General features: G+C 69.0%; 8 protein-coding genes and 1 riboswitch. Of the genes, 6 read left to right on the forward strand and 2 right to left on the reverse strand.

The window, feature by feature from the left end; translation table 11 throughout:
* Positions 1 to 49: 49 nt before the first annotated feature.
* Positions 50 to 1,627 (reverse strand): BCCT family transporter, encoded by a 1,578-nt coding sequence (locus JR064_RS09980; RefSeq protein ID WP_191824523.1) that lies wholly within the window; start codon positions 1,625 to 1,627, stop codon positions 50 to 52.
* A 462-nt stretch (positions 1,628 to 2,089) separates the two neighbouring features.
* Between JR064_RS09980 and JR064_RS09985 the strand changes: the two genes are divergently transcribed.
* The 6 genes from JR064_RS09985 (at position 2,090) to JR064_RS10010 (ending at position 13,510) form a co-directional block, all read left to right on the forward strand.
* Positions 2,090 to 3,940, forward strand: a complete 1,851-nt coding sequence (locus JR064_RS09985) for a methyl-accepting chemotaxis protein (protein WP_206229615.1) — start codon at positions 2,090 to 2,092, stop codon at positions 3,938 to 3,940.
* Positions 3,941 to 4,157: 217 nt separating this feature from the next.
* Positions 4,158 to 4,258: riboswitch (TPP riboswitch) on the forward strand.
* Positions 4,259 to 4,368: 110 nt separating this feature from the next.
* The gene (gene thiC, locus JR064_RS09990; RefSeq protein ID WP_179567051.1) at positions 4,369 to 6,246 is read left to right on the forward strand and encodes a phosphomethylpyrimidine synthase ThiC; all 1,878 of its coding nucleotides are present in this window, start codon (positions 4,369 to 4,371) and stop codon (positions 6,244 to 6,246) included.
* A 70-nt stretch (positions 6,247 to 6,316) separates the two neighbouring features.
* On the forward strand, positions 6,317 to 6,982 hold the full coding sequence (locus tag JR064_RS09995) for a two pore domain potassium channel family protein (RefSeq protein ID WP_191824521.1): 666 nt from the start codon (positions 6,317 to 6,319) through the stop codon (positions 6,980 to 6,982).
* 253 nt (positions 6,983 to 7,235) lie between these two features.
* The gene (locus tag JR064_RS10000) at positions 7,236 to 9,566 is read left to right on the forward strand and encodes a winged helix-turn-helix domain-containing protein (protein ID WP_206229616.1); all 2,331 of its coding nucleotides are present in this window, start codon (positions 7,236 to 7,238) and stop codon (positions 9,564 to 9,566) included.
* 121 nt (positions 9,567 to 9,687) lie between these two features.
* On the forward strand, positions 9,688 to 10,584 hold the full coding sequence (locus JR064_RS10005) for a helix-turn-helix transcriptional regulator (protein ID WP_191824519.1): 897 nt from the start codon (positions 9,688 to 9,690) through the stop codon (positions 10,582 to 10,584).
* Positions 10,585 to 10,633: 49 nt separating this feature from the next.
* The gene (locus JR064_RS10010) at positions 10,634 to 13,510 is read left to right on the forward strand and encodes a TonB-dependent receptor plug domain-containing protein (protein ID WP_206229617.1); all 2,877 of its coding nucleotides are present in this window, start codon (positions 10,634 to 10,636) and stop codon (positions 13,508 to 13,510) included.
* Positions 13,511 to 13,983: 473 nt separating this feature from the next.
* Here the strand turns inward: JR064_RS10010 and JR064_RS10015 are convergent, their stop codons facing one another.
* Positions 13,984 to 15,099 carry an HDOD domain-containing protein gene (locus JR064_RS10015; protein WP_179567041.1) on the reverse strand — a complete coding sequence of 372 codons (1,116 nt, stop codon included), beginning with the start codon at positions 15,097 to 15,099 and terminating at the stop codon, positions 13,984 to 13,986.

Below are 15,099 nucleotides of genomic sequence, written 5' to 3' on the forward strand. Positions count from 1 at the left end.
ATGCGGTAGCCGGCGCGCTGCGGCGGTGCGCGCGCCGGCGCCGGCGCGCTCACTCCTGCGCTTGCGCGCCGCCCACCTCGGTGCGCGTCTGCTCCTGCGCCGCCTGTTCGCGCGCGATCCATGCCTCGATCATGTGCCTGGCGCGTCGAGCGCGGCGGCGTTCCCGGGTGTGCTCGGCGTCCAGCACGCGGTAGAGCGAAACGATCACCAGCACCATCAGCAGCGCGAACGGCAGCGCGGCGATGGTGATCATGCCCTGCAGCGCGTCCAGGCCGCCGGCCAGCAACAGGACCGCCGCGATCAGCGCCACCGCCACGCCCCACACCAGCTTGCGCGCCAGCGGCGGGTCGCCGGCCTCGTCGGTGGACATGCTGGCCAGCACCAGTACTGCCGAGTCGGCCGAGCTGACGAAGAAGATCATCAGCAACAGCAGGGCCAGGCCGGACAGCAGCAGCGACCCCGGCAGGCTGTCGAACAGGGTGAACAGCACCGTTTCGTAGCCGTTGCCCAGCGCCTGCAGCATGTCGACGTGGCCGAACAGTTGCGACCACAGCGCGGTGCCGCCGAACACCGAGAACCATACGAAGCCGAGCAGAGTGGGGGCCAGCACCACGCCCACCACGAACTCGCGGATGCTGCGTCCGCGCGACACGCGGGCGATGAACGCGCCGACGAACGGCGCCCAGGCGATCCACCAGGCCCAGTAGAAAATGGTCCATTCGGCCACCCACTTGCTGCCGGAGAACGGCGACATGCGCAGGCTCATCGTCACCAGCTGGTTGAGATAGGAACCCAGCGTGGTGGTGAAGGTGTCGAAGATGAAGCCGGTCGGGCCGAGCACCAGCACCGCGGCCAGCAGCAGCGCGGCCAGCGCCAGGTTGAAGTTGGACAGCCACTTGATGCCGCGCTCCACGCCGCTGGCGGTGGAGGCCATGTACAGCACGAAGGCCACGGCGATGATGGCCATCTGCACGGGGATGCTCGCCTGCACGCCGAACACGCGGTGCAGGCCGGCGGCGATCTGGATCGTGCCGAAGCCCAACGTGGTGGCGACGCCGATCGCGGTGGCCACCACCGCGGCGATGTTCACCGCCTGCCCGATCCAGCCGCGATGATGGCGGCCGATGACCGGCTGCAGCATGTCGCTGACCAGTCCGCGGCCGTTGCGGTTGTACTGGAACCAGGCCATCGCCAGGCCGATCAGCGCATAGATCGCCCAGGGATGCAGGCCCCAGTGGAAGAACGCGTAGCGCATCGACGCGCGCGCCGCCTCCATGCTTTGCGGCGGCAAGCCTTCCGGCGGCTTGAGGAAGTGCGAGATCGGCTCGGCCGCACCCCAGAACACCAGCCCGATGCCCATGCCGGCGGCGAACAGCATCGACAGCCAGCTGGCGCGGGAGAAGTCCGGCTCGGCATCCTCGCCGCCGATGCGCAGATGGCCGAAGCGGCCGAAGGCCAGATACAGCATGAAGGCCAGGGTCAGGAACACCACCAGCAGGTACATCCAGCCGGCGCCGCGGATGACCTGGAGCAGCGTCGCTTGCACCACGTCGTTGAACGGGCCGGGCGCGATGCCCGCGATCAGCACCAGCAAGGCCACCAGCGCGATGGAAATACGGAACACCATGGAGCAGCGTCTCCGGGCAAGGGGTCGAGAGGGAGCGCGCCGGCCTTGCAGCGATGCGCAAGGGCGGGTGGCACGCGGCGGTTGCCGGTCCGGAATCGCTGCAGCGGCAGCGAAGCGGCGGTCACTAACGAAGCCGGCAACGATACCGGGCGCATCGTCACGGTACCGTTATGGTGCGCTGCGGCCGGTGCCGGAGCGGTGCGGATGCAAGGTTCTTTCCTTCAGGCAAACCAGGCCACACCGCACGCAGCCGGGTCCGCCGCGTCCCACGCACTCGGCGCCGGCTCCCTTCACGACGCTGTCCGCGCCCATCGGCTGTGATTCTCGCCATCGCGGCGCGGCCATCGGCACCTGATTCCGCCAAAGCCCGGACATGACGCCGATCCCGGTTGCGCGTGTCTCCGCTCAGGTTGCACGGCGGCGGCCGATACCATGGCGGAAGAATTCCTGGAGGGGAAGACGATGTCGTTGTTCACACGCGGTCCGAACGCCGATGCCGGACATGCCGCAGCCCTGCCGGACGCGCCGGTGGCGTTGCTGCGGTTGGACCCGCAAGGTCGGGTCTGCGCCGCCAATCGTGCCGCGCTGGACCTGCTCGGGGTGCACGCGGAGGCCGTGCTCGGCGAACCCAGCGAAGCGGTGTGGGGCCTGCCGCTGGCGTCGCTGGTCGGTGCGGAAGGCAGCTGGCTGGCGTCGGACGCCGATCCGGCGCGGCGCGTGCGCTATCAGCGCGATCGCGACGGCGACGGTTGGCTGCTGTCGCTGCCGCATGCGGAAACCGCCGCGCTGCTGCGCGACGTCGCCCTGCTCGGCGCCGGGCAGGCGCAAGACGCCATCAGTCCGGCGCTGCAGGCGCTGGCGCAGCGGCTGCAGGCCGGTGCGCAGGCGCAGGCCTTGCTGGACCGGGTCGGCGAGCGCCTGACCGGGTGCGATCTGGACCTGGGACTGAGCACGCCGCTGTCCGCGCAGGAAACCGAGGCGATGGCCGGGCGGCGCCTGTCGGCCGGCTTCGGCAATCTGGCCGAGGCGATCCGCCAGGCGGTGGCGCTGTCGTTGCAGATCGCCGCCGACGTGCCGCACGTGGTCGCCGAGAACGAGGAACTGGCGCAGCAATCGCAGACCCAGATGGAGGCGCTGCAGACGGTGGTGGCGACCACCCGGAGGCTGCTGCAAGGCCTGCACGAGATGGACCAGGAGCTGCGCGCGGTGATCGCGGTGGCGGCCAGCGCCGACGACAGCGCGCGCCAGGGCGTGGAAGCGGCGCGCGCGCTGGGCCAGGCGATGCGCGAAGTGGAGCGGCGTTCGGCGCGCGCCACCGAGGTCATCGAGGTGATCGACGCGGTCGCGTTCCAGACCAACATCCTGTCGATCAACGCCAGCATCGAGGCGGTGCACGCCGGCGCCGCCGGGCGCGGCTTCGCCGTGGTCGCCAGCGAGATCCGGCGCCTGGCCGAACGCGCCGCCGCCGCTGCGCGCGACGTGCGCGTCATCATCGGCGAGACCGGCAGCGCCTTGCACGACAGCGCCGCCTCGGCGCAGCGCACCGAGCAGGTGCTCGGCGGCATCGGCCAACTGCTCGGCCGCGCCAGTGCGGCGATGGAAACCGTGGCCACCCGCGTCGCCGCGCAAGGCGAAGAGATCGGCGGCATCGATCGCGCGGTCGAGCACGTGGTCGGGCTCAGCCGCAGCAACCTGGAGCATGTCGCGCGCGTGGTCGAGCGCAGCGCGGCGCTGGCCGCAGGCAGCACCACGCTGCACGACTGCGTGGGCCTGTTCCGCTTGCCGTCCGATCCGATGCAGCAGCCGCGGCACGCGCGCATCCGCGAACTGACCACGGCGACCGCCGGCAGGATCGGGCAGGCGCTGGCCGATGCGGTCGCACGCGGCCGCATCGGCGAGGACGCGCTGTTTTCCACCGACTACACGCCGATCGCGGGCATCGATCCGCCCAAGTACCGCACCGCCTTCGATGCGTTGTGCGACGAACTGCTGCCGCCGCTGCAGGAACCGTTGCTGGCCGCGCATCCGTGGATCGTGTTCGCGATCTGCGCCAATCCGGACGGCTACGTGCCGACCCACAACCTGCGCTTCAGCCAGCCGCTGAGCGGCGACCGCGCCCGCGATCTGGTCGGCAACCGCACCAAGCGCATGTTCACCGATCGGGTCGGGCGCAGCGTCGGCCGCCATACCCAGCCCTATCTGTTGCAGGTGTATCGGCGCGACACCGGGCAGATCCTGTTCGACCTGTCGGTGCCGGTGCACGTGCGCGGCCGCCATTGGGGCGGGCTGCGCGTGGCCTACGTGCTGGAATGAGCGTCGCGGCGAACGCCGCACAAAAAAACGCCACCGGGGTGAGCCGGCGGCAGGGAGAGAGAGACGTCGTTCTTGTGGGACCCAGGCTAGGCCCGGTATTTCGCCGGGGTTTGCCGCAATGGCGTGCGCGCGTGCCGGCGCTGACAAGAAGCGGATCCGGTTGTGCACCGATTCAGCTGCGCGCGGTTGGCTGCTGCCGCAGAAACGGGTCTAATAGCCGCAGAAGCGGGGGTACCGTCGGCGCAGGCCGCGGTTGAGACAGTCCCTTCGAACCTGATCCGGTTGATACCGGCGTAGGGAAGCTTCGCAAGCCTGGTCCGTGCGCCGTTCGCGCCGGGCCGTGCCCGCGCCGCCGCTTCGTCCGTGATGCGAGTTCGCTCGCAACCGCCTGCACTCCCTGCAGGCTCTCAGAAATAGGACGAATGCCGATGAATGCCGTACCCAGCCCGTTGCTGCAGCAGGCCGATACCCTGTCCGAGTCGGTGACCCGGCCGATCCCCGGTTCGCGCAAGATCTTCGTGCCAGGCTCGCGTCCCGACCTGCGCGTGCCGATGCGCGAGATCCAGCTGACCCGCACCCCGACCCTGTTCGGCGGCGAAGACAATCCGCCGGTCACCGTGTACGACACCTCCGGGCCGTATACCGATCCGGACGCGACCATCGACCTGCGCGCCGGCCTGGCGCCGCTGCGCGCGCGCTGGATCGCCGAACGCGGCGACACCGCGGCGCTGGCCCAGCTCAGCTCCGATTTCGGCCGCGGCCGCGAGCACAACGCGCGGCTGGACGCGGTGCGCTTCCCGGCCCGGCACCTACCGCGGCGCGCGCTGGCCGGCGCCAACGTCACCCAGATGCACTACGCGCGCCGCGGCATCGTCACCCCGGAGATGGAGTTCGTCGCGATCCGCGAAAACCAGCGGCTGGAGGCGGTGCGCGATGCGCTGCTGCGCCAGCAGCATCCCGGCGAGGCGTTCGGCGCCAGCATCCAGCACGTCATCACCCCCGAGTTCGTGCGCGACGAGATCGCCCGCGGCCGCGCCATCCTGCCCAACAACATCAACCATCCGGAAAGCGAGCCGATGATCATCGGCCGCAACTTCCTGACCAAGATCAACGCCAACATCGGCAACAGCGCGCTCAGCTCGGGCATCGCCGAGGAAGTGGAAAAGCTGGTGTGGTCGATCCGCTGGGGCGGCGACACGGTGATGGACCTGTCCACCGGCAAGCACATCCACGAGACCCGCGAGTGGATCATCCGCAACTCGCCGGTGCCGATCGGCACGGTGCCGATCTACCAGGCGCTGGAAAAGGTCGATGGCCGCGCCGAGGAACTGACCTGGGAGATCTTCCGCGACACGCTGATCGAGCAGGCCGAGCAGGGCGTGGACTACTTCACCATCCACGCCGGGGTGCTGCTGCGCTACGTGCCGCTGACCGCCAAGCGGGTCACCGGCATCGTCTCGCGCGGCGGCTCGATCCTGGCCAAGTGGTGCCTGGCGCATCACAGGGAAAACTTCCTCTACACCCACTTCGAGGACATCTGCGAAATCATGAAGGCCTACGACGTGGCCTTCTCGCTGGGCGACGGGCTGCGCCCGGGCTGCATCGCCGATGCCAACGACGCGGCGCAGTTCGGCGAGCTGGAAACGCTGGGCGAGCTGACCAGGATCGCGTGGAAACACGACGTGCAGACCATGATCGAAGGCCCCGGCCACGTGCCGATGCAGTTGATCAAGGAGAACATGGACAAGCAGCTGCGCGAATGCGGCGAGGCGCCGTTCTACACGCTGGGGCCGCTGACCACCGACATCGCGCCCGGCTACGACCACATCACCTCGGCGATCGGCGCGGCGATGATCGGCTGGTTCGGCACCGCGATGCTGTGCTACGTCACGCCCAAGGAACACCTGGGCCTGCCCAACCGGCAGGACGTGCGCGACGGCATCATGGCCTACAAGATCGCCGCGCACGCGGCCGACCTGGCCAAGGGCCATCCGGGCGCGCAGGTGCGCGACAACGCGCTGTCCAAGGCGCGCTTCGAATTCCGCTGGGACGACCAGTTCCATCTCGGCCTGGATCCGGAAAAGGCCAAGGAATTCCACGACGAGACGCTGCCCAAGGACGCGCACAAGCTGGCGCATTTTTGTTCGATGTGCGGCCCGCACTTCTGTTCCATGAAGATCACCCAGGACGTGCGCGACTACGCCGCCGAGCACGGCGTCGGCGAGAGCGACGCGCTGCAGGCCGGCATGGCCGAGAAATCGGCGCAGTTCCTGGACGCCGGCGCCGAGGTCTATCGGCAGGGGTAAGTCCGGGGGCATGCCGCCGCCGTGGCGTGCGCTTGTCTATGATGCGCGCACGCCACCTCCGGAATTCCGCATGCTCCGCTACGCGCTCGCCTTGCGCCGCCATCCGTCCGCGTTGCTGCTGGGCGTGCAATTGCTGGGCCTGCTGCTGTATCCGCTGATGGAAGACACCGCCGCCGGGCGCGCGCTGTTCGGCGCGTTCGGCATTGTGGTGCTGGGCCTGGCGCTGTGGGTGGTCAACCGCAGCCCGTCGGTGCTGTGGATCGCCTGGTGCCTGGCGGTGCCGTCGGTGGTGCTGTCGATCGCCGCGGCGCTGCGCCACAGTCCCGAACTCGGCGCGTTCGCGCAGTTGCTGGAAAGCCTGCTGTACTTCTATACCGCGGCCAGCCTGATCGCGTACATGCTGCAGGACCACGAGGTCACCCGCGACGAACTGTATGCGGCAGGCGCGACCTTCACCTTGCTGGCATGGGCGTTCGCCTTCGCGTTCTCGGTGTGCCAGCAATGGCTGCCGGGCAGTTTCATCGGCGCGCAGACGACGCAGTCGCCGCGGACCTGGATGGAACTGCTGTACCTGAGTTTCAGCGTGCTGTCCGGGGTCGGCCTCAGCGACGTGCTGCCGGTGTTGCCGCTGGCGCGTTCGCTGGTGATGCTCGAACAGTTCGCCGGGGTGATGTATATCGCCCTGGTGGTGTCGCGACTGATTGGGCTCAGCGTCACACGCAAATCAAGAGCCTGAACTGTGGCTAAAAAAAACGCGCCAAGTGGCGCGTAATCTTGCAACGTTTATGTGAGTTTCGTCGGCGGAGAGAGAGCCTGTAGTGCTTCGCCGCGGTTGGCGGCGGCAACGACTAGGGTAGAATTTGTCGGCGTCGCCACGCCTGGCTGCATTCGTCGCATTGGTTTGCCGAATCTGCCCGTTGACGCCACGCGGCGCCATTTTGCCGCGACGTGGTTCCCACTCCATCGCGGATCGTCGTTGCCTTAGTCGCATGTCCTCTCCATCCTCCGCCACTCCACTGCTTCCGGAACGGTTGCAGGTCGGCGATTGCCTGGTGCTGCTGTCGCTGCGCGAAGTGCATGCGCCGCGCGCGCGGCGGCCGCAGCGGCTCACGCCCAAGGCGATGGGCGTGTTGCGCGTGCTGCTGGCGCAGCCGGGGCAGGTGGTGGAGCGCGAGACCTTGCTGGCCCAGGTCTGGCCGGACACGCAGCCGACCAACGATGTGGTGACCCAGGCCATCACCCAATTGCGCAAGGCGTTCGCCGCCGGCGCGAAGGGCGATGCGCCGGCCTACATCGAGACCCTGGCCAAGACCGGTTATCGCCTGGTGGCGCCGGTACAGGCGCTGGCCGAGGTGGAGGCCGATACCGCTGCTCTGGCGAGCGAGGACCTGCGCGCCGATACCGATGCCGACGTCGCCGTGCCGGCGGTCGCCGACGCAGCGCCGTCGCCGGCCGCGGTCGTGCCTGCGCCGCCGTCGCGCCGTTTGCAGGCGGTGCTGGCCGCCGCCGCGGGCGCCGGCCTGATGCTGCTGGCGATGCTGGTCTGGTGGCTGCCCCGGGGCGGCCAGGACCCGGCCGGCAGCGAGCAGGAGCGGGTGGTCGGCAGCCCGGAGCGGCCGTACCGATTGATCACCACGATGCCGGGCTTCGAGCTGGAGCCGGCCTTGTCGCCGGATGGCGCGCAGGTGGCGTATGCCGCCGGGATCGAGGGCCGTGCGGGGACGCAACTGCTGGTGCAGGCGACCGGCCGTGCGGCCGGCAGCGCGCCGCCGCGCTCGCTCGGCGTGCCGGGCAAGGGCTATTCCGACCGCTTGCCGGCCTGGTCGCCGGATGGCCGCCGCATCGCCTTCGCCCGGCTGGGGCCGGAAGGTCAGTGCCAGGTGCTGCTGGTGGCCGCCGACAGGCCTGGCGTGGCGCGCGAAGCGACGCGCTGCGACGGCACCGAACTGCTCAGTTTCGACTGGACGCCGGACGGGCGCGGCCTGCTGTTCGGCAGCATGACCGGGCGCCAGCCCAGCCGCGGGATCCGTGTGCTGGACCTGGCCAGCGGCCACTGGCGCGCGCTGCCCTACACGCTCGCGGCGGGCGATTTCGACTACGCGCCGCGTTATTCGCCCGATGGCCAGTGGATCGCGTTCGTGCGCAACCCGCAGATGGGCGGCCTGTGGCGGATGCCGGCCGGCGGCGGCCGGGCCGAGCCGCTGACCCGCGAGTTCGCCGAGATCCGTGGCTGGGACTGGACCCAGGACGGCCGCGGCCTGGTGTTCGGGCGCCGGGTCGACAGCGAGACGCGCCTGTACCGGCTGGATGCCGCCTCGCAGCGCCTGCGCGACCTGGACCTGGGCGACGCGCAGTCGCCGACCCTGTCGCGCGACGGCGAGCGGCTCGCGTTCGTGCACCGGCGCCCGCAGTTCGCGCTGTATCGCATCTCCGCCGCGGACCGTTCCGGCAAGCGCGACAGCCAGCGCCTGTTCGCCTCGACCGGGCGCGACAGCCAGCCGGTGATCGCGCCCGACGGCCGCCAGCTGGTCTTCACCTCCGACCGCTCCGGCAGCTTTGCGCTGTGGTGGGGCGACGTGACCCGGCCGCAGTCGCTGCGCCTGATCGAGGGCGTGCGCCCGGAAACCGGGCAGGCGCCGGCCTGGTCGGCCGACAGCCAGTCGCTGCTGGTCAGCGGCCGCGATGCGCAGGGGCGCTCGGTGATCTACGAAGTGCGGCCGCAGTCGGGCAGCGTCGTGCCCTTGCCGGTGCCGTCCGGCGAACCGCTGCAGGCGGAGTACACCGGCGATCCGGCGCAGCTGCTGGTGCTGCTCGGCGAGAACGGCCGCACCCGTCTGCAGCTGTACGACCGGCGCAGCCTGCCGTGGCGCCGGCTGGCGTCGCTGGACGATGTCTCGCAACTGCGCGTGGACCCGGGCAGCGGGCGGGTGCTGTTCACGCGCCTGGCGCGCAGCGGCCTGTGGCGCGCCGACGCGACCCTGGACCCGGCCAGCGTGGCGGCGGTCGACGCGGCGGTGCCATCGCTGTGGCGCTACCGCACCTGGGCGCTCGGGACGGACGGCGAGGTGCGCTACCTGTTCCCGACCGGCGAGTGCGCCAGCCGGCTGGCGCGGATCGGCGGCGGCCTGGGCGACAGCGTATGCCTGGACCGCGACCGGCTCAGCGCGGTCAACGGCTTCAGCATCGATCGGCGCAGCGGCGACGTGTACGCGTCGCTGGCGGTGGAGGACGGCAGCGACATCGGCTTCATGCGCATGCCCGAGAGCACCGGCTGGTTCTCGGTGATCGCCTCCAAGTGGTTGTTGCACAAGGGAAAGTGAGCTTCGTAAGTCATTCGTGACGGCTTCGTGCCGATTTCGGACAAATATCGCCACATCGTCCTGACCCTGCCGCCACATCCGGCAACACTGCGCGCCGGTTAACGCAAAGCGGGTGCATCGGATGCGACAAGTCTTCCTGGCCGATCGTGGGCAGCAACGGATGCTGGACAACGAGGACGCGCCCGCCGGCTCGGCCTGCCTGGGCGCGGCGCGCCTGGGTAGCCTGCAGGCCTCGGCCGCCGCGTTCACGGTCTGGATCCAACTGCGCGGCAGCGCCTGGATCGAAGCCAAGGAGGGCCGTTTCGAACTGCAGCGCGGCCAGTGGCTTGCTTTCGAGCGCGATTCGCGGCCGCTGGTGCAGGCCGATCGCGACGGGCTGTGCATCGGCCTGAGCCTGGATGCCGACGCATTGAAGGCGCTGGGGCGCATGGCCGATGCGACCCTGTATGCCGGCCGTGGCGTGCTGCCGCCGCGCGAGGCGCGGATCGCGCTGCGGCTGTGGCGGCAGGCGGCGGCGCGGCCGGGCGATGTGCTGGCGATGCGTCCGGTGTTGCTGCACCTGGCCTCGATGCAGGGCGAGCTGTCGCACCGCGTGCAGCGTTGCCCCGGGCGTTCGCGGGTGCGCAAGCGCCAGGTGTTCGGGCGCATGCAACGCGCGCATCTGTATCTGGAAGGACACCGCGACCGCGTGGTGCGGATCAGCGAACTGGCCGAGCTGACCAACTTCTCCAGTTGGTATCTGTCCAAGACCTTCCAGTGCCTGTACGAGGAAAGCCCGCAGGCCCTGTCGGCGCGGCTGCGCCTGGAGCGCGCCGCGGATCTGCTGCGCGACACGACGATGATGATCGGCGAGGTCGCCGCGGCCAGCGGCTTCGACAATTGCTGCAGCTTCGCCCGCGCCTTCCGTGCGCGCTTCGGCGTGTCCGCTTCGCAATATCGGCAGGCGGCGACCGTGCCGCCAGAGTCGGCAAAGTCTGCGAACGGCCGCAGCAAAGCGCCGGTGCTCACCGGAACGTAACGTGCCCAGGGCGCTTAACACGCCCCTAACGTTACCCCTGGAGAGATGAATGAACCTTCGCACTTCCGCAGTGCGGCTGGGCCTGTTGCCCGCCAGCATCGCGATCGCGTTGACGCCGGCCATGGCCGGCGCGCAAGAAGCCGCCGCTACCGATAGCAATCCGACCAACCTCGACCGTATCGAGGTCACCGGTTCGCGCATCCGTCAGGCCAGCTCGGAGACCGCCCAGCCGGTGATCGCGCTGCAGCGCGCCGACATCGAGAAGCAGGGCTACACCAGCGTCGCCGATATCGTGCAGAACCTGTCGGCCACCGGTTCGCCGGCGATCAGCCGTGCCGACGCGCTGTCCTCGGGCGAAGAAGTCGGCGGCCAGTACGTCGATCTGCGCAACCTCGGCCCGCAGCGTACCCTGGTGCTGCTGGATGGCAAGCGCATGGGCGTCAGCTCCGGTGGCTACACCGATCTGGCATCGATCCCGACCTCGATGGTCGAGCGCGTGGAAGTGCTGACCGACGGCGCCTCGGCGCTGTACGGCTCCGACGCCATCGCCGGCGTGATCAATGTGATCACCCGCAAGAACTTCGATGGCCTGGAAGCCAGCGCCTACGTCGGCCAGTACGGCCAGGGCGACGGCCACAAGGAGACCTACAACTTCGTCTACGGCGCCAGCAACGATCGCGGTTCGCTGACCCTCGGCGCCGAGTACAGCAAGGAAGATCCGGTCTACGCCAAGGACCGCGACTACAGCGCCTCGCCGAATGGTTCCTTCCATCCGGTCCCGACCGCCGACGCCTCCAACGGTTGGAGCGCGATCAGCGAGAAGGGCGTGCTGATCGACGGCGCCGGCAACATGTATTCGCTGAATCCGGGCGGCAACCCGCGCAACTTCGCCGACTACCACGACTTCAGCAACGCCGACCTGTCCAACCCGAGCCAGCAGATGTTCCTGCAGACCGGGATCGAGCGCCGCTCGGTGTTCGCCAACGGCAACTTCGACTTCACCGACAACGTCCGCGGTACCGCCAGCGTGCTGTACACCGAGCGCGAGACGCTGCAGCAGATCGCCGGCTATCCGTACCGTTCGGTGGCCTACGACACCCCGCTGTCGGGCCAGAGCTACTTCAACCCGCTGCCGGGCCAGGACGTCGATTTCATGCGCCGTACCTGGGAAGTGCCGCGCCAGACCCGTTCCGAACTCAACACCTTCCGCTTCAGCGGCGGGCTCGAAGGTTCGTTCCAGCTGGGCGACAACTACTGGGATTGGGACGTCGGCTATGTCTACAACCGCAACAAGGGCACCAAGACCGGCACCGGCAACCTGTTCATTCCGAATGTGAAGAACGCGGTCGGCCCGTCGTTCCTGGACAGCGACGGCGTGGTCAAGTGCGGCTCGGCCGGCAACGTGATCGCCGGTTGCACCCCGTGGAACCCGCTGCTGCCGTACGGCGCCGCCGGCGCCGGCTCGCTGGCCGATCCGGCGCTGCAGGCCTATCTGTTCCTGCCGTCGCACGACACCTCGATGAGCACCACCAAGGTCTACAGCGCCAACCTCAGCGGCACCATCATGGCGCTGCCGGCCGGCGATCTGGCGATGGCCGCAGGCGTCGAGCACCGCAGCGAAGACGCGCGCTACGATCCCGACGCCTTGCTGCAGTCCGGCCTGAGCACCGACCTGGCCGGCGCGCCGACCCGTGGTGGCTACTCGCTGGACGAGGTGTACCTGGAGTTCAACATCCCGGTGCTGGCCGACATGCCGTTCGCCAAGGAACTGTCGTTCGACGTGGCTGGTCGCTATTCCGACTACGACACCTTCGGCGACACCACCAACAGCAAGTTCGGCCTGAAGTGGAAGCCGATCGACGACCTGCTGGTGCGCGGCACCTACGCCACCGGCTTCCGTGCGCCGACCGTGTCCGACCTGTACGGCGGCACCTCGCAGACCTTCGACTCCTACACCGATCCGTGCGACACCCTGTTCGGTGCCGCCACCCGCAACGCGGGCGTGGCCGGGCGCTGCGGCGCCGCGGTGCCGGCGAACTTCCGCCAGGAAGCCTCCGGCGGCGTGGACGCCAGCGGCCCCGGGTCGCAGTCGAACTACGCGTACCTGTCCGGCTCCAACCCCGAGCTGCTGCCGGAAACCTCCAAGACCTACACGCTGGGCCTGGTCTACAGCCCGAGCTACGTGAACGGCCTGGACATCAGCCTGGACTGGTGGAAGATCCGCATCGACGACGTCATCGCCGCCGAATCGGTCACCTCCATCCTCAACCAGTGCTACGTGCAGAACATCGGCGCGGCCTGCGACCGTTTCGTGCGTGACGCCACCAGCGGCCAGGTCATCGACGTGACCCGGACCCTGATCAACGGCGGCTACCAGGAAACCGCCGGCTACGATCTGGGCGTGCGTTATCGCCTGAACGACACCGGCTTCGGCAACTTCGTGTTCGACTGGAAGACCACCTATGTGGACTATCAGGAATACAAGCGCGACAACGAATCGGAAACGCCGATCGAGCAGCGCAACGGCTGGGGCAGCAGCGACTGGGGTTCCAACTTCCGCCTGCGTTCCAACCTGAACGTGGATTGGAGCTACGGCGACTTCGGGGTCAACTGGGGCGTGCGTTACTACTCCGGTCTGCGCGAGGCATGTGCGTACGACTTGGGCGGCGGTTCGGAGTGCAACGAGCCGGGCTTCACCTCCGCGTACACGCTGGAGCAGCCGTCGCGCACGGTCGGTTCCAACACCTTCCACGACGTGCAGATCCGCTACAACGCGCCGTGGGATGCCACCGTGTCGCTGGGCGCCAACAACGTGTTCAACCACCAGGGTCCGATCATGTACAGCCAGCCCAACTCGAACTTCTCCTACAACGGAAGCTTCGATATCGGCCGCATGCTCTACATGAAGTACACCCAGCGCTTCTGATCCAGCAGCGTCTGAGCCAGAAGAAGACGGGCCGCAAGGCCCGTCTTTTTTTGTTTGCGGCGCGCGGCGAACGCCGCTGCGGCGAGAGGGCGAGGGGCGAGCGAGGAACTGGTGTTCTTTGCAGGAGCGACTTCAGTCGCAACGGGCGTTGCCGGCGAACCTGTCGCGACTGAAGTCGCTCCTGCAACAGCGCCTGCGCCCCGTCATCGCCGCGGCGCACCGTCATGGCGACGGTCTCGCGCACGGCATGGCCGGGGACAGCGAACCTAGCCGCTATTCCTGCTTTTGGGATGCTTGGGACATGTGGTCGTTTGCGGCGCTTGCGCCGATGGCCGGATCACCAGCACGCCGCCATGGACAGCGCCGCGCAGGACGCCGCCCATGCTTTTCGATGCGATCGCGATGGGCATGCCCGTCAAGCAAGCCCGCTTCCCTGGAAAGGCCGCTGCGCTGCCGCGGCAGCGCAGCCGCGGCTAGGCCGAGGTCAGCCCCATCAGGTTTTCCGCCTGTTCGCGCCAGGTCGGCAGCTTGTTCAGCGTGCCGGTCTTGGCCAGGTAGTCCTCGTCGATCTCCGAGCCGCTGGCCAGCGCCATCGCCACGTGCACCGCGCCGGTGACCCAGAAGCTGCGGGTGCTGGACCGCTGGGGCTCGCGGTGGAACGCCACCGCCTCGATGATCGGCATCGGCAGGCCCCACAGACCGAGCAGGTAGGCGCCCGCCTCGGCATGGCCGGGACGTTCCTCGTCGCCTTCGACGGCCGGCTCGCGCTCGTTGCGGATGCCCGGCAGCAGCAGGCCGATGTCGGCCAGCAGCGCGGCGGTCGCGCCCAGTTCGGCGCTGGAGGACGGCAGCATCTTCGACGCCAGCTTCGACGCCAGCAGCGAGCGCTGCTGCAACGCGTTGCGTTCGGCATTGGACAGCGCCTGCACCGAGAACACTTCGCTGGCCAGGACCAGGTCGCGCAAGGTGGCGATGCCCAGCCGCGTCACTGCGGTGCGCAGGTCGGAAATCGTGCGGCCGTTGGAGAAGTACGCCGAATTGCACAGCTGCAGCACCTTGGCCGCGATCGCCGGATCGGCCGAGACCAGCTTGGCCAGGTCGGCGGCGTTGCTGCCGTCGTCCTGTTCCAACGCATGCATCAGGCTCAGGTACAGGTGCGGCGGCGAGGGCAGCTTCTCGATGCGGCCGATGCTGGCGCGCAGCCTGGGATCGCCGAGCAGCTCCTGCAGTTCCTCGATGCTGGTGACCGCCTCGAGCAGCATTTCCGGCGACAGCGGCAGCGGCAGGAAGCGATGCGCCACGCCGATGATGCGTGCCGGCGGCGCGCGGTTGCTCTGTTCGGCGTCGATCAGCGCGATGCGGATGGTTTCCGGGCTCAGCGTGCGGATCTGGCCGAGCAGGGTGGCCGTGGTCAGGTCCGGCAACGCCGGCGCGGCGATCACCGCATCCAGGTGCACGGTCGCCGCGGCGGCGATGGCGGCATTGCCGTCGGTCACGGTCTGGACCTGCCAGTCCTCGCCCAATTCGCGGATGTATTCGGTGACTTCGGCCGGCAGGCTCGCCTCGTCGCCGACGAACAGGATACGCAA

Origin of the sequence: Xanthomonas bonasiae, from assembly GCF_017163705.1 — a bacterium.
GTDB lineage: Bacteria > Pseudomonadota > Gammaproteobacteria > Xanthomonadales > Xanthomonadaceae > Xanthomonas_A > Xanthomonas_A bonasiae.

Coding starts and splice junctions, on each gene's coding strand:
- JR064_RS09980 (WP_191824523.1), bottom strand. CDS start 1,627: ATGGTGTTCCGTATTTCCATCGCGCTGGTGGCCTTGCTGGTGCTGATC.
- JR064_RS09985 (WP_206229615.1), top strand. CDS start 2,090: ATGTCGTTGTTCACACGCGGTCCGAACGCCGATGCCGGACATGCCGCA.
- thiC (WP_179567051.1), top strand. CDS start 4,369: ATGAATGCCGTACCCAGCCCGTTGCTGCAGCAGGCCGATACCCTGTCC.
- JR064_RS09995 (WP_191824521.1), top strand. CDS start 6,317: ATGCTCCGCTACGCGCTCGCCTTGCGCCGCCATCCGTCCGCGTTGCTG.
- JR064_RS10000 (WP_206229616.1), top strand. CDS start 7,236: ATGTCCTCTCCATCCTCCGCCACTCCACTGCTTCCGGAACGGTTGCAG.
- JR064_RS10005 (WP_191824519.1), top strand. CDS start 9,688: ATGCGACAAGTCTTCCTGGCCGATCGTGGGCAGCAACGGATGCTGGAC.
- JR064_RS10010 (WP_206229617.1), top strand. CDS start 10,634: ATGAACCTTCGCACTTCCGCAGTGCGGCTGGGCCTGTTGCCCGCCAGC.